25 protein-coding genes are annotated in these 25,375 nt (G+C 71.4%); 12 read left to right on the top strand and 13 right to left on the bottom strand.

The genetic code is table 11. The annotated features are described in order from the left end of the window. Positions 1-26 precede the first annotated feature (26 nt). The 8 genes from ACFYNL_RS13320 to ACFYNL_RS13355 form a co-directional block, all read right to left on the bottom strand. The gene (locus ACFYNL_RS13320; protein ID WP_019754342.1) at positions 27-506 is read right to left on the bottom strand and encodes an SRPBCC family protein; all 480 of its coding nucleotides are present in this window, start codon (positions 504-506) and stop codon (positions 27-29) included. Between the two features lies 1 nt (position 507). Further along, positions 508-774 (bottom strand): acyl carrier protein, encoded by a 267-nt coding sequence (locus ACFYNL_RS13325; protein ID WP_388801417.1) that lies wholly within the window; start codon positions 772-774, stop codon positions 508-510. An 85-nt stretch (positions 775-859) separates the two neighbouring features. Then, positions 860-2,113 (bottom strand): ketosynthase chain-length factor, encoded by a 1,254-nt coding sequence (locus tag ACFYNL_RS13330; protein WP_388801420.1) that lies wholly within the window; start codon positions 2,111-2,113, stop codon positions 860-862. Beyond that, positions 2,110-3,378, bottom strand: coding sequence for a beta-ketoacyl-[acyl-carrier-protein] synthase family protein (locus tag ACFYNL_RS13335; protein ID WP_388801423.1), 1,269 nt, complete (start codon positions 3,376-3,378; stop codon positions 2,110-2,112). Before ACFYNL_RS13335 ends, ACFYNL_RS13330 begins: the two co-directional genes overlap by 4 nt. Beyond that, on the bottom strand, positions 3,375-3,839 hold the full coding sequence (locus ACFYNL_RS13340; protein WP_388801425.1) for a cupin domain-containing protein: 465 nt from the start codon (positions 3,837-3,839) through the stop codon (positions 3,375-3,377). The genes ACFYNL_RS13335 and ACFYNL_RS13340 overlap by 4 nt, the downstream gene beginning before the upstream one ends. A gap of 45 nt (positions 3,840-3,884) precedes the next feature. Then, positions 3,885-4,994 (bottom strand): SchA/CurD-like domain-containing protein, encoded by a 1,110-nt coding sequence (locus ACFYNL_RS13345; protein ID WP_388801428.1) that lies wholly within the window; start codon positions 4,992-4,994, stop codon positions 3,885-3,887. Between the two features lie 392 nt (positions 4,995-5,386). Further along, entirely contained in the window at positions 5,387-5,680 is a 294-nt protein-coding gene (locus tag ACFYNL_RS13350) for an MTH1187 family thiamine-binding protein (protein WP_388801431.1), read from the bottom strand. Continuing rightward, the gene (locus tag ACFYNL_RS13355; protein WP_388801433.1) at positions 5,677-6,021 is read right to left on the bottom strand and encodes a DUF3817 domain-containing protein; all 345 of its coding nucleotides are present in this window, start codon (positions 6,019-6,021) and stop codon (positions 5,677-5,679) included. Before ACFYNL_RS13355 ends, ACFYNL_RS13350 begins: the two co-directional genes overlap by 4 nt. 252 nt (positions 6,022-6,273) lie before the next feature. On the opposite strand from ACFYNL_RS13355, the gene ACFYNL_RS13360 reads away from it, so the two are divergent. The 4 genes from ACFYNL_RS13360 (at position 6,274) to ACFYNL_RS13375 (ending at position 8,928) form a co-directional block, all read left to right on the top strand. After that, positions 6,274-6,906 carry an AIM24 family protein gene (locus tag ACFYNL_RS13360; protein ID WP_388802693.1) on the top strand — a complete coding sequence of 211 codons (633 nt, stop codon included), beginning with the start codon at positions 6,274-6,276 and terminating at the stop codon, positions 6,904-6,906. Between the two features lies 1 nt (position 6,907). Further along, positions 6,908-7,558, top strand: coding sequence for an AIM24 family protein (locus ACFYNL_RS13365; RefSeq protein WP_388801436.1), 651 nt, complete (start codon positions 6,908-6,910; stop codon positions 7,556-7,558). Continuing rightward, positions 7,555-8,349, top strand: a complete 795-nt coding sequence (locus tag ACFYNL_RS13370; RefSeq protein ID WP_388801439.1) for an AIM24 family protein — start codon at positions 7,555-7,557, stop codon at positions 8,347-8,349. The genes ACFYNL_RS13365 and ACFYNL_RS13370 overlap by 4 nt, the downstream gene beginning before the upstream one ends. Before the next feature lie 102 nt (positions 8,350-8,451). Then, complete coding sequence (locus tag ACFYNL_RS13375; RefSeq protein WP_388801442.1) at positions 8,452-8,928, top strand: MarR family winged helix-turn-helix transcriptional regulator; 477 nt, start codon at positions 8,452-8,454, stop codon at positions 8,926-8,928. 28 nt (positions 8,929-8,956) lie between these two features. On the opposite strand, the gene ACFYNL_RS13380 is transcribed toward ACFYNL_RS13375, so the two are convergent. Both ACFYNL_RS13380 and ACFYNL_RS13385 read right to left on the bottom strand, forming a co-directional pair. Then, complete coding sequence (locus ACFYNL_RS13380; RefSeq protein WP_388801445.1) at positions 8,957-10,423, bottom strand: sensor histidine kinase; 1,467 nt, start codon at positions 10,421-10,423, stop codon at positions 8,957-8,959. Then, the gene (locus ACFYNL_RS13385; protein WP_388801448.1) at positions 10,420-11,088 is read right to left on the bottom strand and encodes a response regulator transcription factor; all 669 of its coding nucleotides are present in this window, start codon (positions 11,086-11,088) and stop codon (positions 10,420-10,422) included. Before ACFYNL_RS13385 ends, ACFYNL_RS13380 begins: the two co-directional genes overlap by 4 nt. 150 nt (positions 11,089-11,238) lie before the next feature. Here ACFYNL_RS13385 and ACFYNL_RS13390 point away from each other — a divergent pair, with 150 nt between their 5' ends. Continuing rightward, the gene (locus ACFYNL_RS13390; protein ID WP_388801451.1) at positions 11,239-11,922 is read left to right on the top strand and encodes a PepSY domain-containing protein; all 684 of its coding nucleotides are present in this window, start codon (positions 11,239-11,241) and stop codon (positions 11,920-11,922) included. Here the strand turns inward: ACFYNL_RS13390 and ACFYNL_RS13395 are convergent. The 3 genes from ACFYNL_RS13395 to ACFYNL_RS13405 all read right to left on the bottom strand — a co-directional run bounded on the left by ACFYNL_RS13395 (position 11,892) and on the right by ACFYNL_RS13405 (position 15,505). Further along, positions 11,892-13,163 carry an MFS transporter gene (locus tag ACFYNL_RS13395; protein WP_388801453.1) on the bottom strand — a complete coding sequence of 424 codons (1,272 nt, stop codon included), beginning with the start codon at positions 13,161-13,163 and terminating at the stop codon, positions 11,892-11,894. The two genes, ACFYNL_RS13390 and ACFYNL_RS13395, sit on opposite strands and share 31 nt — an antisense overlap. 143 nt (positions 13,164-13,306) lie before the next feature. After that, positions 13,307-14,263: a methylmalonyl Co-A mutase-associated GTPase MeaB gene (gene meaB, locus ACFYNL_RS13400; protein WP_388801456.1), complete on the bottom strand. Its 957-nt coding sequence runs from the start codon at positions 14,261-14,263 to the stop codon at positions 13,307-13,309. Between the two features lie 39 nt (positions 14,264-14,302). Further along, entirely contained in the window at positions 14,303-15,505 is a 1,203-nt protein-coding gene (locus ACFYNL_RS13405) for an acetyl-CoA C-acetyltransferase (RefSeq protein WP_388801459.1), read from the bottom strand. A 148-nt stretch (positions 15,506-15,653) separates the two neighbouring features. Here ACFYNL_RS13405 and mce point away from each other — a divergent pair, with 148 nt between their 5' ends. The 7 genes from mce (at position 15,654) to ACFYNL_RS13440 (ending at position 25,366) form a co-directional block, all read left to right on the top strand. After that, positions 15,654-16,094: a methylmalonyl-CoA epimerase gene (gene mce / locus ACFYNL_RS13410; RefSeq protein ID WP_388801462.1), complete on the top strand. Its 441-nt coding sequence runs from the start codon at positions 15,654-15,656 to the stop codon at positions 16,092-16,094. Positions 16,095-16,327: 233 nt separating this feature from the next. Then, positions 16,328-20,176, top strand: coding sequence for a polarized growth protein Scy (scy, locus tag ACFYNL_RS13415; RefSeq protein WP_388802696.1), 3,849 nt, complete (start codon positions 16,328-16,330; stop codon positions 20,174-20,176). Positions 20,177-20,359: 183 nt separating this feature from the next. Then, on the top strand, positions 20,360-21,295 hold the full coding sequence (locus ACFYNL_RS13420; RefSeq protein ID WP_388801465.1) for a cellulose-binding protein: 936 nt from the start codon (positions 20,360-20,362) through the stop codon (positions 21,293-21,295). A gap of 87 nt (positions 21,296-21,382) precedes the next feature. Beyond that, the gene (locus tag ACFYNL_RS13425; RefSeq protein ID WP_388801468.1) at positions 21,383-22,339 is read left to right on the top strand and encodes an ABC transporter ATP-binding protein; all 957 of its coding nucleotides are present in this window, start codon (positions 21,383-21,385) and stop codon (positions 22,337-22,339) included. Positions 22,340-22,341: 2 nt separating this feature from the next. Further along, entirely contained in the window at positions 22,342-23,112 is a 771-nt protein-coding gene (locus ACFYNL_RS13430; RefSeq protein WP_388801470.1) for an ABC transporter permease, read from the top strand. Positions 23,113-23,234: 122 nt separating this feature from the next. After that, positions 23,235-24,497 (top strand): ABC transporter ATP-binding protein, encoded by a 1,263-nt coding sequence (locus ACFYNL_RS13435; protein WP_388801473.1) that lies wholly within the window; start codon positions 23,235-23,237, stop codon positions 24,495-24,497. Then, on the top strand, positions 24,494-25,366 hold the full coding sequence (locus tag ACFYNL_RS13440; RefSeq protein WP_388801476.1) for an ABC transporter permease subunit: 873 nt from the start codon (positions 24,494-24,496) through the stop codon (positions 25,364-25,366). Before ACFYNL_RS13435 ends, ACFYNL_RS13440 begins: the two co-directional genes overlap by 4 nt. Positions 25,367-25,375 lie beyond the last annotated feature (9 nt).

Genomic DNA, 25,375 nt, shown 5'->3' on the forward strand with positions numbered 1-25,375 from the left:
GAGTTCTCCTCGGGCGACGGTGCCGCTCAGGCCGGGGTGCTGGAGGGGGACCGCTGCTCGCCCGCGGCCTGCTCGACACGGTCGCGGATGAGGGCCATCTGGATGGGCGAGTTGCGGTTGATGATGTCCGTCATCCCGGCGTCGTCGACCGGGGCGTCGGGCTTCATGGCGAAGTCCTGCGTCCAGTGCATCCGGGTACCGGCGGGAGTCTCCTCGTACTCCCACACGATGTTCATGTACTCGAACGGGCCGGTCTCGACCCGGCGGGCCCTGACGACGAGCTTCTCGCGGTCGGCGACCCGTTCCGAGACCCAGCTCCACACCTTGCCGTTCTCGTCCGGGTGCATGGTCAGACGGAAGGTGACCGTGTCGCCCTCGCGGGACAGCACCTCGCAGGAGGCGTACTCGCTGAACAGCTGCGGCCACCGCTCCAGGTCGTTCGTCATGTCCCAGACGAGGTCGACGGGTGCGGCGATGGTGATCTCGTTCTCGGTGTGTCCAGGCACGTCAGGCTCCTGTCGTGAGTGCGCCGTTGACGAGGTCGAGGAAGGCGCGGGGGCTCTTGCTGCGCTCCGCGTCGGTGGGCAGCGCCCGGCCGTGCCGGTTCTCCAGCTCGCCCACGATGCCGAGGAGACCGAGCGAGTCCAGGCCGAAGTCGGCGAAGGGGGCGTCCGCGCGGGCCCGGAGGTCCTGCGGGTCGACGGTCACGCCGGCGGCCTTCTTCATCAGCGCGGCCAGTTCCTCGACGGTCAGTCGGGTCACTTCGGTGGTCATGTCCGTTCTCCTTGTCGTGCCGGTGGTGAGGGTGGGTGCCGCCGGGCCGGTGCTCGTCCACGGCGCCGGCCGGGCGGCAGCCGTTCTAGAGGGAGGCCCCGGGGCCCTTGCGCAGCACCAGCGCCGCGTTGGAGCCCATCAGGCCCCGGCTGAGGATCAGCGCGGTGCGCAGTTCGGCGGGGCGGGCCGTGCCGGTCACCAGGTCGATGTCGTGGCAGATGTCGAAGACGCCCGGTGTCGGGGGGATCTGCCCGTGCTCCATGGCCAGCACCGCGGCCACGATGTCGAGCAGGGGCGCCCCGCAGTAGGACCGTCCGATGCCGGTCTTGGGGGCCGTGACCGGCACCCGGGTGCCGTGCGGGCCGAGGGCGTCGGCGAGGGCGAGCGCCTCGGCGCGGTCCGCCTCGGGTACGCCCAGGGCGTCGGCGAAGACCACGTCGATCTCCTCCGGGGCGCAGCCGGCCTCGTCGAGGGCGCCGCGGACGGCCTGCGCGAGCCCCTCCCGGGACCGGTCCCAGCGCGAGGCCCCGGTGAAGGTGGCGGCGTGTCCCGCCACGGTGGCCCGCACGGGCGTGGCGCGGCGCCGCGCCCGGTCCAGGTCCTCGACGATCAGTACGGCACCGCCCTCGGCTGGTACGAAGCCGCAGGCCGCGGAGGTGAAGGGGCGGTAGGCGCGGGCCGGGTCCTCGACGGTGCTGAGCTCGCGGTAGCCGAGCTGGCAGACCCCGGAGTACGGGGCGAGCGGCGCCTCGGCCGCTCCGACGACGACCACGTCCGTGCCCCGCTGCACGGCACGGGCGGCGTGCGCGACGGCGTCGAGACCGCCCGCCTCGTCGCTGGCCACCACCCCGCACGGGCCCTTGAAGCCGCTGCGGATGGAGATCTGTCCGGTGCTGGCCGCGTAGAACCAGGCGATCGACTGGTAGGGCCCGACGAACCGGGACCCCTGCCCCCAGAGTTTCTGCAGTTCCCGCTGGCCGAACTCGCCGCCGCCGGAGCCGGCCGCGGTCACCACGCCGACGGAGTAGGGCGAGTCGGCGGCGGTGGTGCTCAGTCCCGCGTCCTTGAGGGCGGCGTCGGCGGCGGCCAGGGCGTAGTGGGTGAAACGGTCGGTCTGGACGAGGAAGGTCTCCTCGATGAGCGCCGACGGGTCGAATCCGCGGACCTCGCCGGCGACGCGGAGGGGGAGGTGCTCGCAGCCCTCCCTGGTTATTCGGTCGAGGACGCTCGCGCCCTCCTTGACGGACTTCCAGTAGGTGTCGGGGTGCAGGCCGTTGGGCGCGACCACGCCCATGCCGGTGACGGCGGTCTGTCGGGTGCGTATGCCACTACCACTCATCGTTTCCTCCCAGCCGGCCCCGTCAGGAGGACCGCGGACTGGAACCCGCCGAAGCCGCTGCCCACGGAGAGCACGTTGTCGAGCCTGCGGGAGCGTGCGGTGCGCGGGACGTAGTCCAGGTCGCACTCCGGGTCCGGGGTCTCGTAGTTGGCCGTCGGCGGGACCACCTGCCGGGCCAGGGCGAGGACGCAGGCGACGACCTCGATCGCGCCGATCGCGCCCAGCGAGTGGCCCACCATGGACTTGATCGAGCTCATGGGGGTGTCGTAGGCGTGGGCGCCCAGGGACTTCTTGACCGCGGCGGTCTCGTGCCGGTCGTTCTGGCGGGTCCCGGAGCCGTGCGCGTTGACGTAGTCGATCTCGGTGGGGTCCACGCGGGCGTGGGCGAGCGCCTCGTCGATGGCGCGGGCCATCTCCAGGCCCTCACTGGTCAGACCGGTCATGTGGTACGCGTTGCCGAAGGTGGCGTAGCCGCCGATCTCGCAGTAGACGTGCGCGCCGCGTGCCCGTGCGTGCTCCAGTTCCTCCAGGACGAGGACGGCGGCGCCCTCGCCCATGACGAACCCGTCGCGGCGGGCGTCGAAGGGCCGGGAGGCGTGCTCGGGGTCGTCGTTGTTGGGCGACGTGGCCTTGATGGCGTCGAAGCAGGCCATGGTGATCGGGGAGATCGGGGAGTCCGAGGCCCCGGCGATGCAGAGGTCGGCGCGGCCCTCCTCGATGGTCTGGAAGGCGTAGCCCACCGCGTCGAGTCCGGAGGTGCAGCCGGTGGAGACGGTCTGCACCGGCCCCTGGGCGCCGAAGCGTTCGGCGACGTCGGCCGCGAGGGTGCTGGGCGAGAAGGCCCGGTGCAGCTCCGGTTCGGCGGCGCGGTGGTCGACGTCCCAGCGTCGGCCGCGTTCGCTGACCAGGACGTAGTCGTGCTCCAGGCGGGTCGTGCCGCCCACCGCGCTGCCCAGGGACACGGCCACGCGCCAGGGGTTCTCCGCGGCGAAGTCGACGCCGCTGTCGGCCACGGCTTCGGCGGCGGCGACCTGGGCGAACTGGATGTACCGGTCGGAGCGTTCCACCAACTCGGGGTCCAGGCCGTGGGCGAGGGGGTCGAAGTCGCACTCGGCGGCGATGCGGGAGCGCAGTCCCTCGGGGTCGAACAGGGTGATGCCACGTGTCGCGGTACGGCCGCTCGCGAGGAGGTCCCAGAACGCGGGGACCCCGATGCCTCCCGGAGCGACCACACCTATGCCGGTGACCGCCACCCGCCGGGTCACGACAGGACCCCCGGTCGTTCGCTCTGCCCGCCCTCCTCCTGGACGAGGGGGTACGCCTTGATGTCGTCGCTGATCTCGGGGGCCTCGGTGTCGACGTGGCCGAGGCTCGGCTTGGGCGCGAGCGGGCTCAGATGGAAGACCATGCGGGCTTCCTCGTCGCCGACGTTGCGGAACCGGTGCCGCATGTCGATGGGGATCATGAGGCCCTGGTCGGAGCGGAGAGGAAACGTTTCACCATCCAGGTCGACCTCCAGCCGGCCCTCGACGACGTACACGAACTCCTCGGAGTAGGGGTGGTAGTGCTCGCTGATGCGTTCGCCGGGCCGCATGATGGCCAGGCCCATGAAGCCGCTCGTGGCGCCCACCGTGACAGGGGTGAGCAGGGTGCGCAGGTCACCGCCGCGCTTGCGGTTGGGCTCGATCTCTCTCACGTCCACGACGCGCGGGCGCATCTTCTCCATGCTTCTGTCTCCAGGTCGTTCGATGGGGTGTCGGTCCCTGCGCGGTCAGGACTGCGCAGCCCTGCGGTCGGTGATGAGCCTCATGTCGGCGTGCGTCAGGAGACGGGTCGCGTCCCGCTCGCCCGTGGGCGGTTCGGTCACGCCGAGGGCGGCGCCGTCGAGCAGCCGCGCAAGTACCGCGGCCTTCCTGGGGCCGTGGACGCCGAGCGCCCGGACCGGGTCGGTCTCGGGGTCGCCCGTCACGTCGATGAGGCGGACGACGATGTCCTCGCGCTGGAAGACGGTGCTGCGGTGCACGGGGCTCGCGGGGTCGGCCGCCGCGGTCTCGTCCTGCCGGGAGAGCAGCCGGGCCAGCGCCGTCCCGCAGCCCTCACGGGCGGGGTAGTAGAGGGCGTGCCGGGTGATGCCGTCCGGTTCGGGGCCGCCGCGGGCCACGTGGTGGACGGCCGGCATGGCGGCGCGGACGAAGAAGGCCCGCGCGGACTCGGGGTCGGCCAGATCGCGGTGCTGCTCCAGATGCGGGTTGAGGGCCTCCTCCACGGCCCGCACCTCGGGCTGCCGCGAGACGTGGCGCAGCGCCGCCGTCAGGTCGCCCTCCACCTCGACGGTGCGCACGACCCGGTTGCCGTGCATGAAGAGGGTGGTGCGGCGCAGCCGTGTGGAGTCGTCGACGCGGGACTCGGGCGGCGCGTAGCCGGCGAGGATCTCGGCGACCTTGGATTCGGAGCCGGGCTTGACGGTGAAGGTCAGGGCGTGGCGCGTGACGCCGTCGCCGAGTCGTGCGGATGGCTGGAGGCCGCCGATGCCCGGGCGGGCGCCGCCGGTCTCACGGACGATGCCGTAGCGCATCGACCTCAGTTCTCGGACGCAGTTCTGCAGGGGCTTGACCGTTTCGAGGTGCTCTTCACTGTTCACCCAGGCGAGGTACGGCGGGGCGGTCGCCCATTCGCTCGTGATGAGCCACTGGGACGGGTTCTCCAGCGACTGGCACAACTGGTCACCGAGGTGGCCGGGGACCGAGGCGACTCGGTCGCGCATCTGCTCGTACGCGTCGAGGAAGTCCTCCTGGGCGCCTTCGTGGAGGTCGACCAGAAGGGTGACGCGCATCCTGGAGCCGTCGAACGCCGACTGGGAGGTGTAGGGCGAAGTGGTCATCCGGCAGACCCTTCCTTCGCGGGAGCAAGCGGCGGCCGTCCGTGTCCCACCAGTGCGAACTCCGGTCGGCCCTGAGCCTTCATCGTGTGTGAGCGGCACGGGGGGCGCGAGCCATGCGGGCCAATTGAGGGAACTGCCCGCCGTTCGCCGGAGGTCCGTTCGCGGCCGCGCACGGACGGCGGAAGGCGCGGGGGCCCCGCCGGCACGGCGTCAGGCCCACGGGACGAACCCGAAGGAGCGGACGGCGACGTGCTGTTCGCTCGGTGCCGAGCGGCGGCGGCGGTCCGGAGGGAGCCAAGTGCCGTCAGAGGCCCAGCGGTTGAAGGGCGCGGTCAAAAAGAGAACCCCGGCCCGTGGGGCCAGGGTTCTCACTGCGCTGCGGCGGCCGGCGGCTACGGTGCGAGGTACCGCTCCACCGTCTCCACCTTGGACGTCAGGCCGTCCGTCACGCCGGGTCGGATGTCCGCCTTGAGCACGAGCGACACACGCGGCGCCCGGGCCTCGACGGCGGCCACGGCACGCTTGACGACGTCCATGACCTGGTCCCACTCGCCCTCGACGGAGGTGAACATCGCGTCGGTGCGGTGCGGAAGGCCCGACTCGCGGACGACGCGCACGGCGTCGGCGACGTACTCCCCCACGTCCTCGCCGACGCCGAGCGGGGTCACGGAGAACGCGACGATCATGCGTTGACGATCCCTTCCTTGCGGGCGCGGGAGGCGATGACCGCGTTCTCGGCCTCGCGCCTGAGCCTGCGCTCGGCGAAGAAGCCGCCCGCCGGGAGGACGGAGAGGACGAAGTAGAGCGCGGCGGTCTTCAGCGGCCACTTGGCGCGGTTCCAGGCGTCCGCCCAGAAGATCACGTACAGAACGAAGAGGATGCCGTGGACCGCGCCCATCACCGGCACCGCGTTGAACTCGGTGGTCCGCTTCAGCACCGAGCAGACGAGCAGGACGAGGAACGACACCGCCTCGGGGGCCGAGACGAGGCGGAGGCGGCGGAGGGCGGTGGCGGTCTTGATGTCCACGGGTCACCTTCGGGGGAGAGAAGCGGGTCGGCTCGAGCAGCTTGTGAACACAAGCACAAGCGCTCGCCCATTGTGGCAAACCCTGGTGAACGACTCGGGCCCGGGGTGGCGGTCGCACGGGTGACACACCTCACGCCGGACGGCACCCGCGGGAGTTCCTGACGGACGGGCCCTCAGGGTGTGGTCAGGGGTGAAGTCCACCCACGGGATCTGTCGGCGGCAGCCACCTGCGGCTACCTTCACTCCGTGGCGATGTTCCGACTTCAGGGCAGCAAGGTGCTCGCCGTCGACATGACCGGAGACGCCGTGAAGGCGAAGAACGGCTCCATGGTCGCGTACGACGGTCAGATGGCCTTCAAGAAGATGAGCGGCGGCGGCGAGGGCATCCGGGGGATGGTGACCCGGCGCCTGACCGGCGAGCAGATGACGATGATGGAGGTGAAGGGGCACGGCACCTGCTGGTTCGCGGACCGTGCCTCCGAGATCAACCTGGTGAGCCTCCAGGGCGACAAGCTGTACGTCGAGTCGAGCAACCTGCTCGCGACGGACGCGGGACTGCGGACCGGCACGTCGTTCACGGGGCTGCGCGGCGCGTCGCAGGGCAACGGGGTGTTCACGACCACCGTCGAGGGGCACGGCCAGGCGGCGATCATGTCGGACGGGCCGGCCGTGGTGCTGCGGGTCAGCGCGCAGTACCCGCTGACCGTCGATCCGGGGGCGTACGTCGCCCACCAGGGGAACCTGCGGCAGTCCTTCCAGTCCGGCGTGACCTTCCGCACCCTCTTGGGCGAGGGCGGTGGGGAGGCCTTCCAGATCCGGTTCGAGGGGGACGGCCTGGTGTACGTACAGCCGAGCGAGCGGAACACGATCGCGGGGGACGTCTGACATGGCCTTCCGCGAGATCAACTCCAAGATGGTCGAGGCGACCGTCGCGCCCGGCCAGCGGCTGTTCAGCCAGCGCGGCGCGATGCTCGCCTACAAGGGCGAGGTGTCCTTCACCCCCAACTCGGCGGGCGGCCAGGGCGGCATCATGTCGATGATCGGGCGCAGGGTCGCGAACGAGGACACGCCGCTGATGACGGTCGAGGGCAGCGGCACCGTGCTCTTCGGACACGGCGGCCACCACGTCCAGGTGATCAACCTCACCGGCGACACCCTGTGCGTCGAGGCGGACCGTCTGCTCGCCTTCGAGGGCACCCTCCAGCAGGGCACGATGTTCCTCGGCTCGCAGGGCGGGGTCATGGGCATGGTCCGGGGCCAGGTCAGCGGGCAGGGGCTGTTCACGACCACGCTGAAGGGGCACGGCGCCGTCGCCGTGATGGCGCACGGCGGTGTCTTCGAGGTCCCGATCACCCCCCAGCGCCCGGTCCATGTCGACCCCCAGGCCTACGTCGCCCACCACGGCGACGTCCGCAACAAGCTGTCCACCGCCCTGGGCTGGCGCGACATGGTGGGCCGCGGCTCCGGCGAGGCCTTCCAGCTGGAGCTGAGCGGCAACGGTGCGGTGTACGTCCAGGCGTCGGAGGAGAAGCTGTGAGCCACTACCCGGCCGGGGGTCCCGCCGTGCACGACCCCATGACCCTGCCCTGCGACGACAACGTCAACCCGTACACCTTCTGCGTGGAGCTCAAGGGGAGCCAGTGGTTCCTGCAGAAGGGGAAGATGATCGCCTACTACGGCTCGATGGAGTTCAACGGCGTCGGGCACGGCCGACTGGACCGTCTGGTCCGTACGTCCTTCCATTCGCCTCTGCACGCGAGCGACTGGGTCGTGGCGGAGGGCTCGGGGAAGATGCTGCTGGCCGACCGGGCCTTCGACGTGAACTCGTACGACCTCGAAGACGGCAATCTGACCATTCGCTCCGGCAACCTGCTCGCTTTTCAGCCAACTCTTGCTCTCAAGCAATCGATCGTGCCGGGATTTTTGACACTCATCGGAACCGGAAAGTTCGTGGCCGCATCTAACGGTCCGGTGGTGTTCATGGAACCCCCGATCCGGGTGGACCCGCAGGCGCTCGTCGGCTGGGCCGACTGCCCGTCGCCGTGCCACCACTACGACCATGGCTACATGACCGGCGTAATGGGCGGTCTACGTGCACTGACAGGCCTCGGAGGGGCCTCCGGAGAGGAGCACCAGTTCGAGTTCGTCGGAGCCGGCACCGTGCTGCTCCAGTCCTCCGAGACCCTCATGGCCGAGCACGCCACGGGGGCGGTCCCAGCCGAGGCCGGAGTACCCGGCGGTGGGACGCACACAAGCCCTTCACATCAGGCCGGGGCACCGCGCCTTCCCGGACAGCTGGGAGACCTCCAGCGTCGCTTCGGGCTGTGAGCGGTAGTCTGCGGAGTGTGACATCGAACGTGTGCGCACACAGTCGGGTCACAGAAAACCCCTCACTAGTTCGCCTTTCAACTTCTTAGGTAGACTTCATTCATGGAGACCGAGACGGCCACCCGCTGGCTGACCGATGCGGAGCAGTGCGCCTGGCGCACCCACCTGGAGGTCAACAGGCTGTTGACGTACCAGCTCGAAAAAGACCTGCAGCCGTTCGGCCTGACAATGAACGACTACGAGATCCTGGTGAATCTCTCCGAGTCCGACGACGTACGGATGCGGATGAGCGACCTCGCGTCCGCCACCCTCCAGTCCAAGAGCCGCCTCTCCCACCAGATCACCCGGATGGAGAACGCGAACCTGGTCCGGCGCGAGAACTGCGAGTCCGACCGCCGCGGGCTCTACGCGGTGCTCACCGAGCACGGCATGGAGACGATGCAGAAGGTCGCCCCGCACCATGTGGCGTCCGTGCGCCGGCACTTCATCGACCTGCTGTCCCCCGACTCCCTGACCGAGCTCGACAAGGCCCTGAAGCCGATCGCGGAGCACCTGCGCGGTCAGCGCGGGCGTCCATGACCCGAGCCGGGCCGGCGGCTTCCGGCACCTACTGAACCGACGGCAGGCGGAGTTCGAACAGGGCTCCGCCCGTCGGTGCCCTGTCCACGGTGAGCGTGCCACCATGGCGTACGGCGACGTCGCGGGCGATGGCCAGACCGAGCCCGGCACCGCCCTCGTCCCGGCTGCGGGCCTCGTCCAGCCGCACGAACCGCTCGAAGATCCTCTCCCGGTCGGCCTCGGCCACCCCGTCCCCGTCGTCGGCGACGGCCACGACGGCCCACGCCCCCTCCCGGCCTACGGTCACGGCGACCGCCGAACGGGCGTGCCGCCCGGCGTTGTCCAACAGGTTGGTGAGCACCCGCCCCACCTGCCCCCGCGACCCGGCGACCTCCACCGCCTGCGCCCGCACCGTCACCCCGGCCCGCCCCTCGGCCTGCTCGCGGGCCAGCGCGCCCAGGTCGAACCGCTTCTCCCCGGGCCGCTCCCCCGCGTCCAGGCGGGCGAGCAGCAGCAGGTCGGCCGCCAGGTCCTGCAGGCGTACGGTGTCCTGCACCGCGCCGCCCAGATCGAGCAACTCGGGGTGGGCGGCGCCCACTTCGAGCTGGGTGCGCAGCGAGGCGATGGGGCTGCGCAGTTCGTGCGAGGCGTCGGCGACGAACCGGCGCTGGCGTTCCACGGATGCCTCCAGGGCGGCCAGCGTCTCGTTGGTGGTCAGCGCGAGCCGGGCGACCTCGTCGTGCGTGTCCGGCACCGGAACGCGGCGCGCCAGGTCCTCGGAGGCCGTGATCGCGGCCATCTCGCCGCGGATGCCCTCCACCGGACGCAGGGCCCGCCGGGTGACCAGCCAGGTGACGCCGGCGACCACGCCGAGCAGCAACGGGAAGCCGATCAGCATGACGGTCAGCGCGGTCTTGACGGCGCTCTGCTCGGCGGAGAGCGGCGCGCCCGCGTACACGGTGAGTGTGCCCCTGCCCTCGACCTCGACATGGACGGCCGCGAAGCGGTAGTCGCCGCTCTCGCCGTCGAGCGTGGCGGTGCCGTTGGTGAAGGTGGTGTGCTCGCTGATCTCGCCCGGCCGGAGGGGCTCGGTGGTGGAGTCGTCGTCCGAGTCGCCGGAGGCCGCGGGGTCGACGTCGTCCGCGTCGTCGTCGCCGTCGTCGGAGTCCTGGGCGCTCGTGGCCTTGGTGGGCGACGGCTGCGGCCGTACCGCATCGGTGCCCGTGCCGCTGATCCGTTCCAGGTCCCCGCTGGCCGCGATCAGCCTGCCGTGCTCGTCGACGACCTGGACCGGCTCGTCGTTGTCCACCGACAGCGGTTCGCCCGCCGGCGCGATCGCGATCTCGGTGGCCACGGTCCGTGCGGTGCGCTCCGCCTCGGTGCCGGCCTGCCCGATCAGGTTGGACCGCAGCGACAGCAGTACGGCGGTGCCGGCCACGACCAGCGCCACCGCGACCACCAGCGTGGCGGCCAGCGTCGCCCGGGACCGGACGGAGCCGAGGAGACGGCCCGTCACGGTGATGCCTCCAGCCGGTAACCGGCGCCCCGGACCGTGCGGATGAGCCCGGCGCGCAGCTTGCGGCGCAGGGTGCTCACGTACACCTCGACGATGTTCGGATCGCCCTCGTAGGCGAAGTCCCAGACGTGCTCCAGGATCTCGGCCTTGGACACCACCTCGCCGGCCCGCAGCACGAACTGCTCCAGGACCGCGAACTCCTTGGCGGTGAGGGTCACTTCGTCGTCGCCGAGGAAGACGCGGCGGGCGGCGGTGTCGACCTTGAGGTCGCCGTGGACGTGCACGGGCGAGGCGCCCGCGCCCTGTCCGCCGCGCCGCAGCAGCGCTTTCACCCGGGCGACCAGGACGACGTACGAGAACGGTTTGGTGAGGTAGTCGTCGGCGCCGGTGTCCAGTCCCTCGGCCTCGTCGTACTCGCCGTCCTTGGCGGTGAGCATCAGGATCGGCACGTCCTGGCCGGCGTCGCGCAGTGCGGCACAGACCCGGTAGCCGTTCATGCCGGGCAGCATGATGTCGAGGATCACCAGGTCGTACGACCCCTCCGAGGCCCGGTACAGCCCTTCCCGCCCGTCGTGGACGACGTCCACGGCATAGCCCTCGGCCGACAGTCCCCGGGCGAGGGACTGGGCCAGGCGTCTTTCGTCCTCGACGATCAGCAGGCGCATGCGTACAGCCTGGCAAAGCGAAGCTGAAGATCTCTTCAGGGGGCTTCAGGTTCCGCTCAGCGTCGGTTCGGCAGATTGGTTCCCGTCGAAACGAAGCGCCACGAAGCGACTCGGATCGACAGCAATCGCAACGACTCGGGAGGGAACCTCATGAAGCGCAACATCGTCATCGCCACCGTCACCGCCGCGGCGCTGATCGGCGGCGGCACCGTCGCGGCCTACGCCTCCGGTGGCGACGACAGCGCGAGCACCCAGCGCCAGTCGAACGTACGGGTCGCCGACGACCGCGACGACAGCGCGCAGGACCGGGCGGAGGACCAGGCGGAGGACCGGGCGGAGGACACCGCCGACGACCGGGACGACGACGCCGCCGAGGCCGCGGCGCGGACCCGCACCGCGAAGGTCACCGCCGCCGACGCGATCGCGGCCGCGCTGAAGCACACGCCGGGCACGGCCGTCGCCGCCGACCTGGACGACGACGGCTCGAACGTCTGGGAGGTGAACGTCGTCAAGGGCGACGGCGCCGAGTACGACGTCCGGGTCTCCGCGGACGACGGCAAGGTCCTCGGTGCCCAGCGCGACGACGATGACGACAACGACGGCCGTGAGGATCTGGCCGCGCTGAAGGGTGCGAGCGTGGACGCCCGCGAGGCCGCCCGGGCCGCCGCGGCGAAGGGTGCCGTCAACGACGTCGACCTCGACGACGACGGTCCGGCGGCCTGGAGCGTTCAGACCACGAAGGGTGAGTGGAAGGTCGACCTGAAGACCGGCAAGGTCACCCAGGACCACGACGACCAGGACGGTCAGGACGACCGCGACGGCGACGACGACTGACGCCGGTCCGCCGCCACGGCACCCCCGTCCCCCACGTCCGCAGGGGCGCCCCCGTGATGGGTGGCGCCCCTCGCCGCTGCGGCGGCCGCGAGCAGCGTCACCGCGCCGGCCGTCGCGAAGCTCCAGCCCGTCGACAGCGGTCCGACCAGGACTCCGGCGACCGCGGCGCCGGCCGTGGCGCCCGCGTTCACGGCGGTGTTGACCCAGGCTCCGGCCTGCACCCGGACCTCGGGTGCCGCGCTCTCGTCGGCGATGAGGTACGCCGTGGTGATGGCCGGCGCCACGAAGAGCCCGGCGACCGCCATGAGCGCCGCGAGCGTGCCGAGCCCCGGAGCGAGCCCCGCGCCGAGCAGCGCCAGTCCCAGGCCGGCCGCCAGCAGGGGCAGCCGTACCCCGGCCGAACTGCGCCAGGCGACCGCCCCGTTGACGAGCCCCCCGACGGCGCTTCCGGCGGACAGGGCGGCGAGCACCCAGGCCACGCTGTCATCGCCGTGCCCGTGCCCCTCCGCGAACGCCACGACGAGCAGATCCGCCACACCGAGGGCGAGTCCGACGCCCGCGGCGGCGATCACGGGCCGCCGGACCCCGCGCAGCACCCGACGCCGGCCCTTGCCGCGCGACGCGGCCCCTGTGTCGCCGGGCCGTACGTCCCGCACCGCCGGCGACGACACGAACGCCGCCGTTCCCGCCGCCATCAGCGCCGCTCCGACGATGATCCCGACGGCCGGCGGCGCTACGCCGACGACCACGCCGACCAGCAGCGGGCCGAAGACGAAGAGCAGTTCCTCGGCGACGCCGTCCAGGCTGTAGGCGCGCTGCAGCAGCGCACGCTCCGGGGCGAGCCTGCCCCACACGGCACGCATGGTGGGCCCCAGCGGCGGGGTGCAGGCCCCCGCTGCGGCGGTCACGGCACCCAGGACGAGCGGTGAGGCGGCGCCCGGGCGCCAGACGGTCACCGTGAGCAGACCGAGCAGCGCGACGTAGGCCCCGGCCATCGGCACGAGCGCACGGCGTGGCCCGTGCCGGTCGATCAGGGACGCCCGCACGGGCGACAGAAAGACGCTGGTCCCGGAGAACAGCGCCATCACGACACCCGCCACCGCGTACGACCCGCTGGCCCGGGTCACGGCGAGCATCACGGACAGCGGGACGATCCCGTACGACAGCCTGCCGGTCAGGGCGGCGGCGAAGGTACGGCGGGCATGGGGGATGCGCAGCACCCGCGCATAGGAAGCAGACATGGTGGTTCCTCGAAGGAGGCGTGAAAAGGGGACACCGAGGAGCCGCGGGAGCGGAGTGCTCGGACCGCGGCTCGGTGTGCGCCCTACGCCAAGGAGAGGAACATGCCGATCAACCTACCAGCAAGCAGGCGGAGTTGACCGGATCAGGCCTGCGTCAGCTCCGCCACCAGCTCGTCCGCCGCACGGTAGGGGTCCAGTTCCCCGGCGGTGATCTTCTCCGCGAGGGCACCGAGCCGTCGGTCGCCGTGCAGGTCGGCGATGCGTTCACGCAGGGCGGTGACGGCGATGGTCTCCACCTCGCGGGCGGCGCGGGCCCGGCGGCGCTCGGCCAGGACACCGCGCTCCTCCATCCAGGCCCGGTGCTTCTCCAGCGCCTCCAGCACCTCGTCGACGCCCTCGCCGCGCGCGGCGACCGTCTTGACGATGGGCGGGCGCCAGTCGCCGGGGCCGCGGGACTCGCCGAGGCCGAGCATGTGGTTGAGCTCGCGGGCGGTGGCGTCGGCGCCGTCCCGGTCGGCCTTGTTGACGACGTACACGTCGCCGATCTCCAGGATGCCCGCCTTCGCGGCCTGGATGCCGTCGCCCATGCCCGGGGCGAGGAGGACGACGGAGGTGTCGGCCTGGGAGGCGATCTCGACCTCCGACTGGCCGACGCCGACCGTCTCGACCAGGATCACGTCGCAGCCGGCCGCGTCCAGGACGCGGATCGCCTGCGGGGCGGCCCAGGCCAGGCCGCCCAGGTGGCCCCGGGTGGCCATCGAGCGGATGTAGACGCCGGGGTCGGAGGCGTGCTCCGACATCCGCACCCGGTCGCCGAGCAGGGCGCCGCCCGAGAAGGGCGAGGACGGGTCGACGGCCAGGACGCCGACCCGCCTGCCCTGCTTGCGGTACGCCGTCACCAGGGCGGACGTGGACGTCGACTTTCCGACGCCCGGGGATCCCGTCAGCCCTACGACGTACGCGTTGCCCGTCAGCGGGGCCAGCGCCGCCATGACCTCCCGCAGCTGCGGGGACGCCCCCTCCACCAGGGAGATCAGCCGGGCCACGGCCCGCGGCCGGCCTTCCCTGGCCTGGGCCACCAGGGTGGAGACGTCCTGCATCACAGCTCCGTTCGCGAAAGAGGTCCTACTAAGGAGAACTCAGGCCTTGGGTACCCGCACGATCAGCGCGTCACCCTGGCCGCCGCCACCGCACAGCGCGGCCGCGCCGACGCCGCCGCCGCGCCGCTTCAGTTCCAGGGCCAGGTGCAGGACGAGCCGCGCACCGGACATACCGATCGGGTGACCCAGGGCGATGGCTCCGCCGTTGACGTTCACCTTTTCCGGGGACACCGCGAGGTCCTTCATCGACTGCACCGCGACGGCGGCGAAGGCCTCGTTGATCTCGATCAGGTCGAGGTCGGAGACCTCCAGGCCCTCCTTCTTCAGGGCGTGCAGGATGGCGTTGGAGGGCTGGGACTGCAGCGAGTTGTCCGGGCCCGCCACATTGCCGTGCGCGCCGATCTCCGCGATCCAGTCCAGTCCGAGTTCCTGCGCCTTGGCCTTGCTCATCACGACCACGGCCGCCGCGCCGTCGGAGATCTGCGACGAGGAGCCGGCCGTGATGGTGCCGTCCTTGGAGAACGCCGGACGCAGCTTGCCCAGGGACTCCGCGGTGGTGTCCCCGCGGATGCCCTCGTCCTTGCTGAACAGGACCGGGTCGCCCTTGCGCTGGGGGATCTCGACCGGGGTGATCTCGGCCTCGAAGATGCCGTTCTTCTGGGCGGCGGCGGCCCGCTGGTGGGACAGGGCCGCGATCTCGTCCTGCTCCGCACGGGCGATGCCCAGGCGGGTGTTGTGCTTCTCCGTCGACTCGCCCATGGCGATGTTCTCGAAGGAGTCGGTCAGGCCGTCGTACGCCATCGCGTCGATCATCTGCACCGCGCCGTACTTGAAGCCCTCGCGGGACTTCGGCAGCAGGTGGGGGGCGTTGGTCATGGACTCCTGGCCGCCCGCGACGACCACGTCGAACTCGCCGGCGCGGATCAGCTGGTCCGCCAGCGCGATCGCGTCGAGGCCCGACAGGCAGACCTTGTTGATGGTGAGCGCCGGGACGTTCATCGGGATGCCGGCCTTGACCGCGGCCTGGCGCGCCGGGATCTGCCCCGCCCCGGCCTGGAGCACCTGGCCCATGATCACGTACTGCACCTGGTCGCCCCCGATCCCCGCACGGTCGAGGGCGGCCTTGATCGCGAAGCCGCCGAGGTCGGCTCCGGAGAAGGACTTCAGCGAGCCGAGCAGTCGTCCCATCGGGGTGCGGGCACCCGCCACGATGACGGACGTCGCGCCGTTTTCAGAAGACATGAGGTGCGATCCCCTTCCAGCCTGTACGGCCGAGGAGTGAACGAGGGTTTACTTCGAATGTACTGAGTGGCACTCCGTGCCGTCACCGGGCCGTCGGTGTGATCGCGCGCACGTTGCGTAACCATCTCCGGAGCGCTCCACTGAATCCATGCTGACGCGAATCGACCACATCGGAATCGCTTGTTTCGATCTCGACAAGACCGTCGAGTTCTACCGGGCCACGTACGGCTTCGAAGTCTTCCACTCCGAGGTCAACGAGGAGCAGGGCGTGCGCGAGGCCATGCTCAAGATCAACGACACCTCCGACGGAGGCGCCTCCTACCTGCAGCTTCTTGAGCCGACCCGCCCGGACTCCACCGTCGCGAAGTGGCTCGACAAGAACGGCGAGGGCGTCCACCACATCGCTTTCGGTACGGCGGACGTCGACGGCGACGCGGACGACATCCGCTCCAAGGGCGTACGGGTGCTGTACGAAGAGCCCCGACGCGGCTCCATGGGGTCACGAATCACCTTCCTTCACCCCAAGGATTGCCACGGCGTACTGACAGAACTGGTCACTTCGGCGCCCGTTGAGTCACCTGAGCACTGACCCTCGTACATATGGGCCGGTAGGGTTGGGGGCGGTCGCCGCTCACTCCAGGGTGACCCGGCCCCTCCGTCGCGCGGAGGGACCGTCCGGGGTCCGGGTTTCGGGGGACGAGGGTCGGGGCAACAGCCCGTGCTCCGCCGTTGATCTGACACCATTCCCCGGGGGCCCCGTTCGGCGGATGGACGGTGCCCGTATGGAGAGACTTGCGACCAGGGGACGGATGGGACCGCGCAGTGCGGGGCTACGAACGCCAGGAGCGAGAGCCGGCGGCTGACGTCGACCACCTCTCTCGGTTCGAGGCCGAGATGGATCGGCTGAAGACCGAGCGGGAGAAGGCGATCCAGCACGCCGAGGACCTCGGCTACCAGGTCGAGGTGCTGCGCGCCAAGTTGCACGAGGCGCGGCGCACCATCATGTCCCGGCCGGCCTTCGACGGCGGTGACATCGGCTATCAGGCCGAGCAGTTGCTGCGCAACGCCCAGATCCAGGCCGACCAGCTGCGCCAGGAGGCGGAGCGGGAGCTGAGCCAGGCCCGCGCGCAGACCCAGCGCATCCTCCAGGAGCACGCCGAGCAGGCGGCCCGGCTCCAGGCGGAGCTGCACCAGGAGGCGGTGACGCGCCGCCAGCAGCTGGACCAGGAGCTGGCCGAGCGACGGCAGACCGTCGAGTCGCACGTCAACGAGAACGTGGCCTGGGCGGAGCAGCTGCGGGCCCGCAGCGAGCAGCAGGCCCGCCGGCTCCTCGACGAGTCCCGCGCCGAGGCCGAGCAGGCCATGGCCGCCGCGCGCGCCGAGGCCGAGCGGCTCGCCACCGAGGCCCGCCAGCGCCTGACGAGCGCGGCCGAGGAGGCCCGGGCGGAGGCCGAGCAGATCCTGCGCCGCGCCCGTACGGACGCCGAGCGGCTGCTCAACGCCGCCTCCACCCAGGCCCAGGAGGCCACCGACCACGCCGAGCAGCTGCGCAGCTCCACCGTTTCCGAGTCGGACGCCGCCCGCCGCCAGGCCACCGAGCTCAGCCGGGCCGCCGAGCAGCGCATGGCCGAGGCCGAGGAGGCCCTGCGCAAGGCGCAGTCCGAGGCCGAGAAGCTGGTCACCGAGGCCAAGGCGGCCGCCGAGAAGACGCTCGCGGGCGCCGAGTCGGCCAACGAGCAGCGGATGCGGACGGCGAAGGAGCAAGTCGCCCGGCTGGTCGAGGAGGCCACCAAGGAGGCCGAGAACACCAAGGCCGACGCCGAGCAGGTCATCTCCGACGCCCGTGCCGAGGCCGAGAAGCTGCTCGCCGAGGCCACCGAGAAGGCCCGCACGATCACCGCCGAGGAGAGCGCCACCCAGCTCTCCAAGGCGGCCAAGACGGCCGAGGACGTACTCAACAAGGCGCAGGAGGACGCGCAGCGGACCACCAGGGCCGCGGCGGAGGAGGCCGAGCGGATCCGCAGCGAGGCCGAGGCCGAGGCGGACCGGCTGCGCTCCGAGGCGCACGACATCGCCGAGGAGCTCAAGGGCGCCGCGAAGGACGACACCAAGGAGTACCGCGCCAAGACGGTCGAGCTGCAGGAGGAGGCCCGCCGGCTGCGCGGCGAGGCCGAGCAGCTGCGCTCCGAGGCGGTCGCCGAGGGCGAGAAGATCCGCGCGGAGGCCCGCAAGGAGGCCGTCCAGCAGATCGAGGAGGCGGCCAAGACCGCCGAGGAGCTGCTCAGCAAGGCGAAGGCCGACGCGGACGAACTGCGCCAGAAGGCCACGACGGACAGCGAGAAGGTCCGCACCGAGGCCATCGAGCGGGCGACGACGCTGCGCCGCCAGGCCGAGGAGACCCTCCAGCGCACCCGTCAGGAGGCCGAGCGGCACCGCGAGGAGGTCGTCGAGCAGGCCGAGGGCATCAGGTCCGACGCCGAGCGCGCCGCCCGGGAGCTGCACGAGGAGACCGAGCGCGCCATAGAGGTCCGCCGCAGCGAGGCCGCCGAGGAGCTGACCCGGCTTCAGAGCGAGGCGGAGCAGCGGCTCGCCTCCGCCGAGCAGGCGCTCACCGACGCCCGCGAGGAGGCCGCCCGGATCCGGCGCGAGGCCGCCGAGGAGACCGACCGGCTGCGCACCGAGGCCGCCGAGCGGATCCGCACGCTGCAGCAGCAGGCCGAGGAGGAGGCCGACCGGCTGCGCACCGAGGCCGCGGCGGACGCGTCCGCCTCCCGTGCCGAGGGCGAGGCCGTCGCCGTACGTCTGCGGTCCGAGGCCGCGGCCGAGGCCGAGCGGCTGAAGGCGGAGGCGCAGGACACCGCCGACCGGGTCCGTGCGGAGGCGCAGGCCGCCGCCGAGCGGCTCGCCGCGGAGGCGTCCGAGACGCTGGCCGCCGCCCAGGAGGAGGCCGCCCGGCGCCGCCGCGAGGCCGAGGAACTCCTCGGTTCCGCCCGTCAGGAGGCCGACCAGGAGCGCGAGCGGGCCCGCGAGCAGAGCGAGGAGCTGCTGGCCTCCGCCCGCAAGCGGGTCGAGGAGGCGCAGACCGAGGCGGTGCGGCTGGTCGAGGAGGCCGACCGGCGCGCCACCGAGATGGTGTCGGCGGCCGAGCAGCACGCCCAGCAGGTCCGCGACTCGGTGTCCGGGCTGCACGAGCAGGCCCAGGAGGAGATCGCCGGGCTGCGCAGCGCCGCCGAGCACGCGGCGGACCGTACCCGCCGGGAGGCCGAGGAGGAGGCGGACCGGGTCCGCACCGACGCCTACGCCGAGCGGGAGCGGGCCAGCGAGGACGCGGGCCGCGTCCGGCGCGAGGCGAACGAGGAGGCCGCGGCCGCCAAGTCCCTCGCCGAGCGCACCATGGCCGAGGCCATCGCCGAGGCGGAGCGGCTGCGGTCGGACGCCGGCGAGTACGCCCAGCGGATCCGCACCGAGGCGTCCGACAAGATCGCCGAGGCCGACCAGGCCGCGTCGCGCACCCGGGCGGACGCCCGCGAGGACGCCAACCGGATCCGGTCGGACGCGGCGACCCAGGCCGACACCCTCATCACCGAGGCACGCAACGAGGCGGAGCGGCTCCAGACGGAGACCGTCGCGGAGGCCGACCGGGTGCGCGCCGACGCGCTCGCCAAGGCGGAGAAGCTGGTCGGGGACGCCACGTCGGAGGCGGAGCGGCTGCGCGCCGAGGCCGCCGAGACCGTGGGGTCGGCCCAGCAGCACGCCGAGCGGATCCGCAGCGAGTCCGAGCGGGTCAAGGCCGAGGCGGCGGCTCAGGCCGAGCGGTTGGTCGCCGCCGCGCGCGAGGAGGCCGAGCGCACCCTCGACGAGGCACGCAAGGACGCCAACAAGCGGCGCTCCGAGGCCGCCGAGCAGGTCGACAAGCTCATCACGGAGACCACGGCCGAGGCCGACAAGCTGCTCACCGAGGCGCAGACGCAGGCCCACAAGACGACCGCGGACGCCGAGGCACAGGCCGACACCATGGTGGGCGCCGCCCGCAAGGAGGCCGACCGGCTGGTGTCCGAGGCGACGGTCGAGGGGAACTCGCGCGTGGAGAAGGCCCGCACGGACGCGGACGAGCTGCTCGTCGGCGCCCGCCGGGACGCCACCGCCATCCGGGAGCGCGCCGAGGAGCTGCGTGAGCGCCTCACCAGCGAGATCGAGGAGCTGCACGAGCGGGCCCGTCGCGAGGCCGCCGAGACGATGAAGTCGACCGGGGACCGCTGCGACTCCCTCATCACCGCCGCCGAGGAGCAGTTGGCCAAGGCGCAGGCGAAGGCCAAGGAGATCGTGTCGGAGGCCAACTCCGAGGCGGGCAAGGTCCGTATCGCCGCCGTGAAGAAGGCCGAGGGGCTGCTGAAGGAGGCCGAGCAGAAGCGGTCCACGCTCATCAAGGAGGCCGAGGAGCTCAAGGCCGAGGCGATCCGCGAGGCGAGGCGCACGGTCGAGGAGGGCAAGCGGGAGCTGGAGGTCCTGGTCCGTCGCCGCGAGGACATCAACGCCGAGATCTCCCGGGTCCAGGACGTCCTGGAGGCGCTGGAGTCCTTCGAGGCGCCGTCGGCGGGCAAGGACGGCGGGGTCAAGGCCGGTGCGACGGTGGGGGCACCCCGATCGGGTGGCAAGTCGTCAGACGGCTAGCGCGGCGAGCGGGTTCCGGTGTCTCCTGGGGCCTTTGACCAAGTTTTTGGCAAGCCGTCCGGCGGTTAGCCACTCAAAAGGGGTCTCATTCTCCAGATCAAACACGTATCCGCTCGATGACACACCGCTTCGGCCCCTAGGATTCCACTTATCACCTCACCGGTCTCATTCGACAGGAACCCCATGAGCGACACTTCCCCCTACGGCTTCGAGCTTGTGCGGCGTGGGTACGACCGCGCTCAGGTGGACGAACGGATCTCCAAGCTCGTCTCCGACCGTGACAGCGCTCTCGCCCGCATCACCGCTCTGGAAAAGCGCATCGAGGAGCTCCACCTCGAAACGCAGAACGCCCAGGCCGCCGTGACCGACGCCGAGCCGTCGTACGCGGGTCTCGGCGCGCGTGTCGAGAAGATCCTCCGCCTCGCCGAGGAAGAGGCCAAGGATCTGCGCGAGGAGGCCCGCCGCGCCGCCGAGCAGCACCGCGAGCTCGCCGAGTCGGCGGCCCAGCAGGTTCGCAACGACGCAGAATCGTTCGCTGCGGAGCGCAAGGCCAAGGCCGAGGACGAGGGCGTCCGCATCGTCGAGAAGGCCAAGAGTGACGCGTCCCAGCTGCGCGCCGAGGCCCAGAAGGACGCGCAGTCCAAGCGTGAGGAGGCCGACGCCCTCTTCGAGGAGACCCGCGCCAAGGCCGCGCAGGCCGCCGCCGACTTCGAGACGAACCTGGCCAAGCGCCGCGAGCAGTCCGAGCGCGACCTGGCCTCGCGTCAGGCCAAGGCCGAAAAGCGCCTCGCCGAGATCGAGCACCGCGCCGAGCAGCTGCGCCTGGAGGCCGAGAAGCTGCGCACCGACGCCGAGCGCCGCGCCCGCCAGACGGTGGAGACGGCCCAGCGCCAGGCCGAGGACATCGTGGCCGACGCCAACGCCAAGGCCGACCGGATCCGTTCGGAATCCGAGCGCGAGCTGGCCGCCCTCACCAACCGCCGCGACAGCATCAACGCCCAGCTGACGAACGTGCGCGAGATGCTCGCCACGCTCACGGGCGCCGCGGTGGCCGCCGCCGGCACGCCGGCCGAGGACGAGCCCATCTCCCGGGGTGTTCCGGCGCAGCAGTCCCGGTAACGCCTCGGCGTCCGGAGACTGAAACTTCCGCGAAGCCCTCTGCCGCTGGGGTGGCAGAGGGCTTTGTGCCGTTTTAGCGTGGGCGGCATGATCGAGCTCGAGGGACTGACCAAGCGTTACGGGGAGAAGGTCGCGGTCAACAACCTCACCTTCACCGTCAGACCGGGCATGGTCACGGGCTTCCTCGGTCCCAACGGCGCGGGCAAGTCGACGACCATGCGGATGATCCTCGGCCTGGACCACCCCACCGCCGGGAACGTCCGGATCGACGGAAAGCGCTACGACCGGCTCAAGGACCCGCTGACGTACATCGGTGCGCTGCTGGAGGCCAAGGCCTGGCACGGCGGGCGCAGCGCCTACAACCATCTGCTGTGCCTGGCGCAGAGCAACGGCATCCCGAAGCGGCGGGTGGCCGAGGTACTGGAGACGGTGGGGCTCACCGCGGTCGCGAGGAAGAAGACCAAGGGCTTCTCGATGGGCATGGGGCAGCGGCTCGGCATCGCGGGCGCGCTGCTCGGCGATCCACGGATCCTGATGTTCGACGAGCCGGTCAACGGCCTCGACCCCGAGGGCATCCACTGGATCCGCAATCTGATGAAGTCCCTTGCCGCGCAGGGCCGTACGGTCTTCGTCTCCTCGCATCTGATGAGCGAGATGGCGCTGACCGCCGACCACCTCGTCGTCATCGGACAGGGCCGGCTGCTGGCCGACACCACCATGGCCGACTTCATCGAGCGCAACTCCAGGTCGTACGTCCGGGTCCGCACCCCGCAGCGGGAACGGCTGCTGGACGTGCTGCAGACGGCCGGGATCACGGCCGTGGAGACGGGCACCGGCGCACTGGAGGTGGACGGCGGCAAGGCGGAGCAGATCGGGGAGCTGGCGGCGCGGCACGGGGTCGTACTGCATGAGCTGAGCCCGCAACAGGCATCGTTGGAGGAGGCGTTCATGCAGCTGACCGCGGAGTCGGTGGAGTACCACGCGCACACCGGGGCGCCGCCCGAGCCGCAGCAGCCCTGGGGTGAGGGCTGGAGGAGGAGCTGATCATGGCAGCCACCCAGATCATCCGCTCCGAGTGGACCAAGATCCGGTCCGTGGCCTCCACCGTGTGGACGCTGTCCCTCGCCGTGGTGGTGACCATCGCCCTCGGCATGCTGATCTCGATCCTGTCGAGGAACGAGTTCGACTCCATGCGCGAGCGGGACAGGCTCTCCTTCGATCCGACGTTCATCAGCTTCGCCGGGATGAGCCTCGGTCAGCTCGCGATGATCGTGTTCGGGGTGCTGGTCGTCTCGAACGAGTACAGCACCGGCATGATCCGCACCTCGCTGGCCGCCGTGCCGCAGCGCGGCACCTTCCTGTTCAGCAAGATCGCGGTGGCGACCGGCCTCGCGCTGGTCGTCGGCATGGCCACCAGCTTCGTCGCCTTCTTCCTCGGGCAGGCGATGCTGGGCGAGCACCGGGCGCAGATCGGTGATCCCGGTGTCCTGCGCGCGGTGATCGGCGGCGGTCTCTACATGACCCTGATCGCGATGTTCTCGATGGGCGTCGCGGCGATGCTGCGCTCACCGATGCTGTCGCTGGGCATCCTGATGCCGTTCTTCTTCCTGGTGTCCAACATCCTCGGCAATGTCTCGGCCACCGAGAAGATCGGCCGGTATCTGCCCGACCAGGCGGGCAGCAAGATCATGCAGGTGGTCACCCCGGTCGACGACGCAACTCCGTACGGCCCCTGGGGCGGGCTCGGCATCATGGTGCTCTGGGTGATCGCGGCGCTCGCGGGCGGTTACCTCACGCTCCGGAAACGGGACGCGTAGCCGGGGGCCGGCGTGGCGAGGTTTTACTTCCCCTTGAGTGGAACCGTCAGCGCCTCGATATCCTCCTAACCCTTACGGGGGCGTGTGCCCCGCTGTCCTGATTCTTTCGATGGGTGCGGAGCATGATCGAAGCAGTCGGCCTGACCAAGCGCTACGGCGACAAGACCGCTGTGTACAACCTGTCCTTCCAGGTGCGGCCCGGAGCCGTCACCGGCTTCCTGGGCCCCAACGGCTCGGGCAAGTCGACGACGATGCGCATGATCCTCGGCCTGGACAACCCGAGCGCGGGTCATGTGACCATCGGCGGCTACCCGTACCGCAGGCTGCCCAACGCCCCTCGCCAGGTCGGCGCCCTGCTCGACGCCAAGGCCGTGCACGGCGGCCGGGCGGCGCGCAATCACCTGCTGTGCCTGGCCCAGCTCTCCGGCATCCCGGCCCGGCGGGTGGACGAGGTGCTGGGCGTGGTCGGTCTCCAGGACGTGGCGCGAAAGCGCTCCAAGGGCTTCTCGCTCGGCATGGGCCAGCGGCTCGGCATCGCGGCCGCGCTGCTGGGCGACCCGCAGGTGCTGCTGTTCGACGAGCCGGTCAACGGCCTCGACCCCGAGGGCATCCTCTGGGTGCGGAACCTGATGAAGTCGCTGGCGGCCGAGGGCCGCACCGTCTTCGTCTCCAGCCACCTGATGAGCGAGATGGCGCTGACCGCCGACCATCTGATCGTCATCGGCCGCGGGCAGCTGCTCGCCGACATGAGCGTCAAGGACTTCATCGCGGCGAACTCCGCCGGGTTCGCCCGGGTCCGGACGCCCGACACCGAGCCGCAGCTGCGCGAGAAGCTGGCCGGCGCGCTGACCGAGGCGGGCGGCCACGTGCTGCCCGAGCAGGACGGTGCGCTGCGGGTGACCGGGCTGCCGCTCCCCCGCATCAGCGACATCGCGCACGACACGGACGTACGGCTGTGGGAGCTGTCGCCGCACCAGGCCTCCCTGGAGGAGGCGTACATGCGGATGACGCAGGGCGCGGTCGACTACCGCTCGTCCATCGACCAGAAGGAAGGGCTCCAGCAGCCGCTGCCGCCCGGGGCCACGCCGCCGATGCCGGTACCGGGGCAGGGCCAGCCCGGCTGGTACGCCCCGCCGCCGCCGCAGCAGGGCGGGCAGCCGTTCGCCCCGCCGCAGGGAGCGCCGCAGGGACCGTACGGCGCCCCGGCCGCGCCCGGCGCGAGTGCGCCCAACCCGTACGCGCAGGCGGCCCCGCAGGCGCCCCAGGACCAGCCGCCGGCGCAAGCACCCGCGCCGCAGGCCGTCACCGCGCCCCCGCAGCCGCCCGCCCAACCGCCTGTCACCCCGCCCGCCGCCGCCCCGACCAAGCCCGAGGACGCCCGATGAGCACGCCCCAGCCCCCGATGCCGCAGACCGCCGCACCGAACTGGCAGGCGGCGCCCGGCTCGTCGTACCCCACCTACACCTCGCCCATCCCGGTCGTGCGCGCGCACCTCGGGCACGCGATCGCCTCCGAGTGGACCAAGATCCGGTCGGTGCGCTCCACGATGTGGACGCTCGGCGTGTTCGTGCTGCTCGTCGTCGGCATCGGCCTGGCGGCGGCGGCACTGGTCGCCGCCAACTCCTCGGAGGGCAGCATGAGCGGTGAGAACCCGCTGGCGCTGGGCTTCTTCGGGCTGCTGCTCGGCAGCATGTGCATCATCACGCTCGGTGTGCTGACCACGGCGTCGGAGTACGGCACCGGCATGATCCGGACCACGATGACCGCGTGCCCGAGCCGGGCGCGGGTGCTGGCCGCGAAGGCGATCGTGTTCTTCGTGGTCGCGTTCGTGGTGACGCTGGCGTCGGCTCTCCTCGTCGCCCTGGCGGACGTGTCCATCCTGGACGACGCGCGCGAGCCCACCGGTTCCGAGTGGCTGAAGGGCACGGTGGGCATCTCGCTCTACATCGCGCTGCTGGGCCTGCTCTCGCTCGTCGTCGGCTCGATCATCCGGCACTCGGCGGGCGCGATCACGATCATGATCGGCGTGCTGCTGGCCCCGATGGTCATCGCCCTGTTCATGTTCTCGGAGTCGCTCAAGGACGTTCAGGAGGCTCTGCTGGAGTACTCCATCCCGAACCAGCTCAGCGTCTTCTACTCGCAGTCCCTGTCCGACTCCGGCCCGTCGGGCTGGGATCCGCTGTGGATCATGCTCGGCGTGACGGCCGCCGCGTTCGCCGGCGCCTACGCGCTGCTGGAGAAGCGGGACGTGTGAGCCCGCGCG

It is taken from the genome of Streptomyces sp. NPDC007808, assembly GCF_042868655.1.
Classification (GTDB): domain Bacteria; phylum Actinomycetota; class Actinomycetes; order Streptomycetales; family Streptomycetaceae; genus Streptomyces.

Excerpts from the sequence above, each read along its gene's own strand:
- ACFYNL_RS13385 (WP_388801448.1), bottom strand. The coding sequence starts at position 11,088 with ATGCGCCTGCTGATCGTCGAGGACGAAAGACGCCTGGCCCAGTCCCTC.
- ACFYNL_RS13365 (WP_388801436.1), top strand. The coding sequence starts at position 6,908 with ATGGCCTTCCGCGAGATCAACTCCAAGATGGTCGAGGCGACCGTCGCG.
- ACFYNL_RS13395 (WP_388801453.1), bottom strand. The coding sequence starts at position 13,163 with ATGTCTGCTTCCTATGCGCGGGTGCTGCGCATCCCCCATGCCCGCCGT.
- ACFYNL_RS13430 (WP_388801470.1), top strand. The coding sequence starts at position 22,342 with ATGGCAGCCACCCAGATCATCCGCTCCGAGTGGACCAAGATCCGGTCC.
- ACFYNL_RS13425 (WP_388801468.1), top strand. The coding sequence starts at position 21,383 with ATGATCGAGCTCGAGGGACTGACCAAGCGTTACGGGGAGAAGGTCGCG.
- ACFYNL_RS13440 (WP_388801476.1), top strand. The coding sequence starts at position 24,494 with ATGAGCACGCCCCAGCCCCCGATGCCGCAGACCGCCGCACCGAACTGG.
- ACFYNL_RS13405 (WP_388801459.1), bottom strand. The coding sequence starts at position 15,505 with ATGTCTTCTGAAAACGGCGCGACGTCCGTCATCGTGGCGGGTGCCCGC.
- ACFYNL_RS13360 (WP_388802693.1), top strand. The coding sequence starts at position 6,274 with ATGTTCCGACTTCAGGGCAGCAAGGTGCTCGCCGTCGACATGACCGGA.
- ACFYNL_RS13390 (WP_388801451.1), top strand. The coding sequence starts at position 11,239 with ATGAAGCGCAACATCGTCATCGCCACCGTCACCGCCGCGGCGCTGATC.
- ACFYNL_RS13325 (WP_388801417.1), bottom strand. The coding sequence starts at position 774 with ATGACCACCGAAGTGACCCGACTGACCGTCGAGGAACTGGCCGCGCTG.
- ACFYNL_RS13435 (WP_388801473.1), top strand. The coding sequence starts at position 23,235 with ATGATCGAAGCAGTCGGCCTGACCAAGCGCTACGGCGACAAGACCGCT.
- ACFYNL_RS13345 (WP_388801428.1), bottom strand. The coding sequence starts at position 4,994 with ATGACCACTTCGCCCTACACCTCCCAGTCGGCGTTCGACGGCTCCAGG.
- ACFYNL_RS13340 (WP_388801425.1), bottom strand. The coding sequence starts at position 3,839 with ATGGAGAAGATGCGCCCGCGCGTCGTGGACGTGAGAGAGATCGAGCCC.
- ACFYNL_RS13330 (WP_388801420.1), bottom strand. The coding sequence starts at position 2,113 with ATGAGTGGTAGTGGCATACGCACCCGACAGACCGCCGTCACCGGCATG.
- meaB (WP_388801456.1), bottom strand. The coding sequence starts at position 14,263 with ATGCAGGACGTCTCCACCCTGGTGGCCCAGGCCAGGGAAGGCCGGCCG.
- ACFYNL_RS13420 (WP_388801465.1), top strand. The coding sequence starts at position 20,360 with ATGAGCGACACTTCCCCCTACGGCTTCGAGCTTGTGCGGCGTGGGTAC.
- mce (WP_388801462.1), top strand. The coding sequence starts at position 15,654 with ATGCTGACGCGAATCGACCACATCGGAATCGCTTGTTTCGATCTCGAC.
- ACFYNL_RS13375 (WP_388801442.1), top strand. The coding sequence starts at position 8,452 with ATGGAGACCGAGACGGCCACCCGCTGGCTGACCGATGCGGAGCAGTGC.
- ACFYNL_RS13350 (WP_388801431.1), bottom strand. The coding sequence starts at position 5,680 with ATGATCGTCGCGTTCTCCGTGACCCCGCTCGGCGTCGGCGAGGACGTG.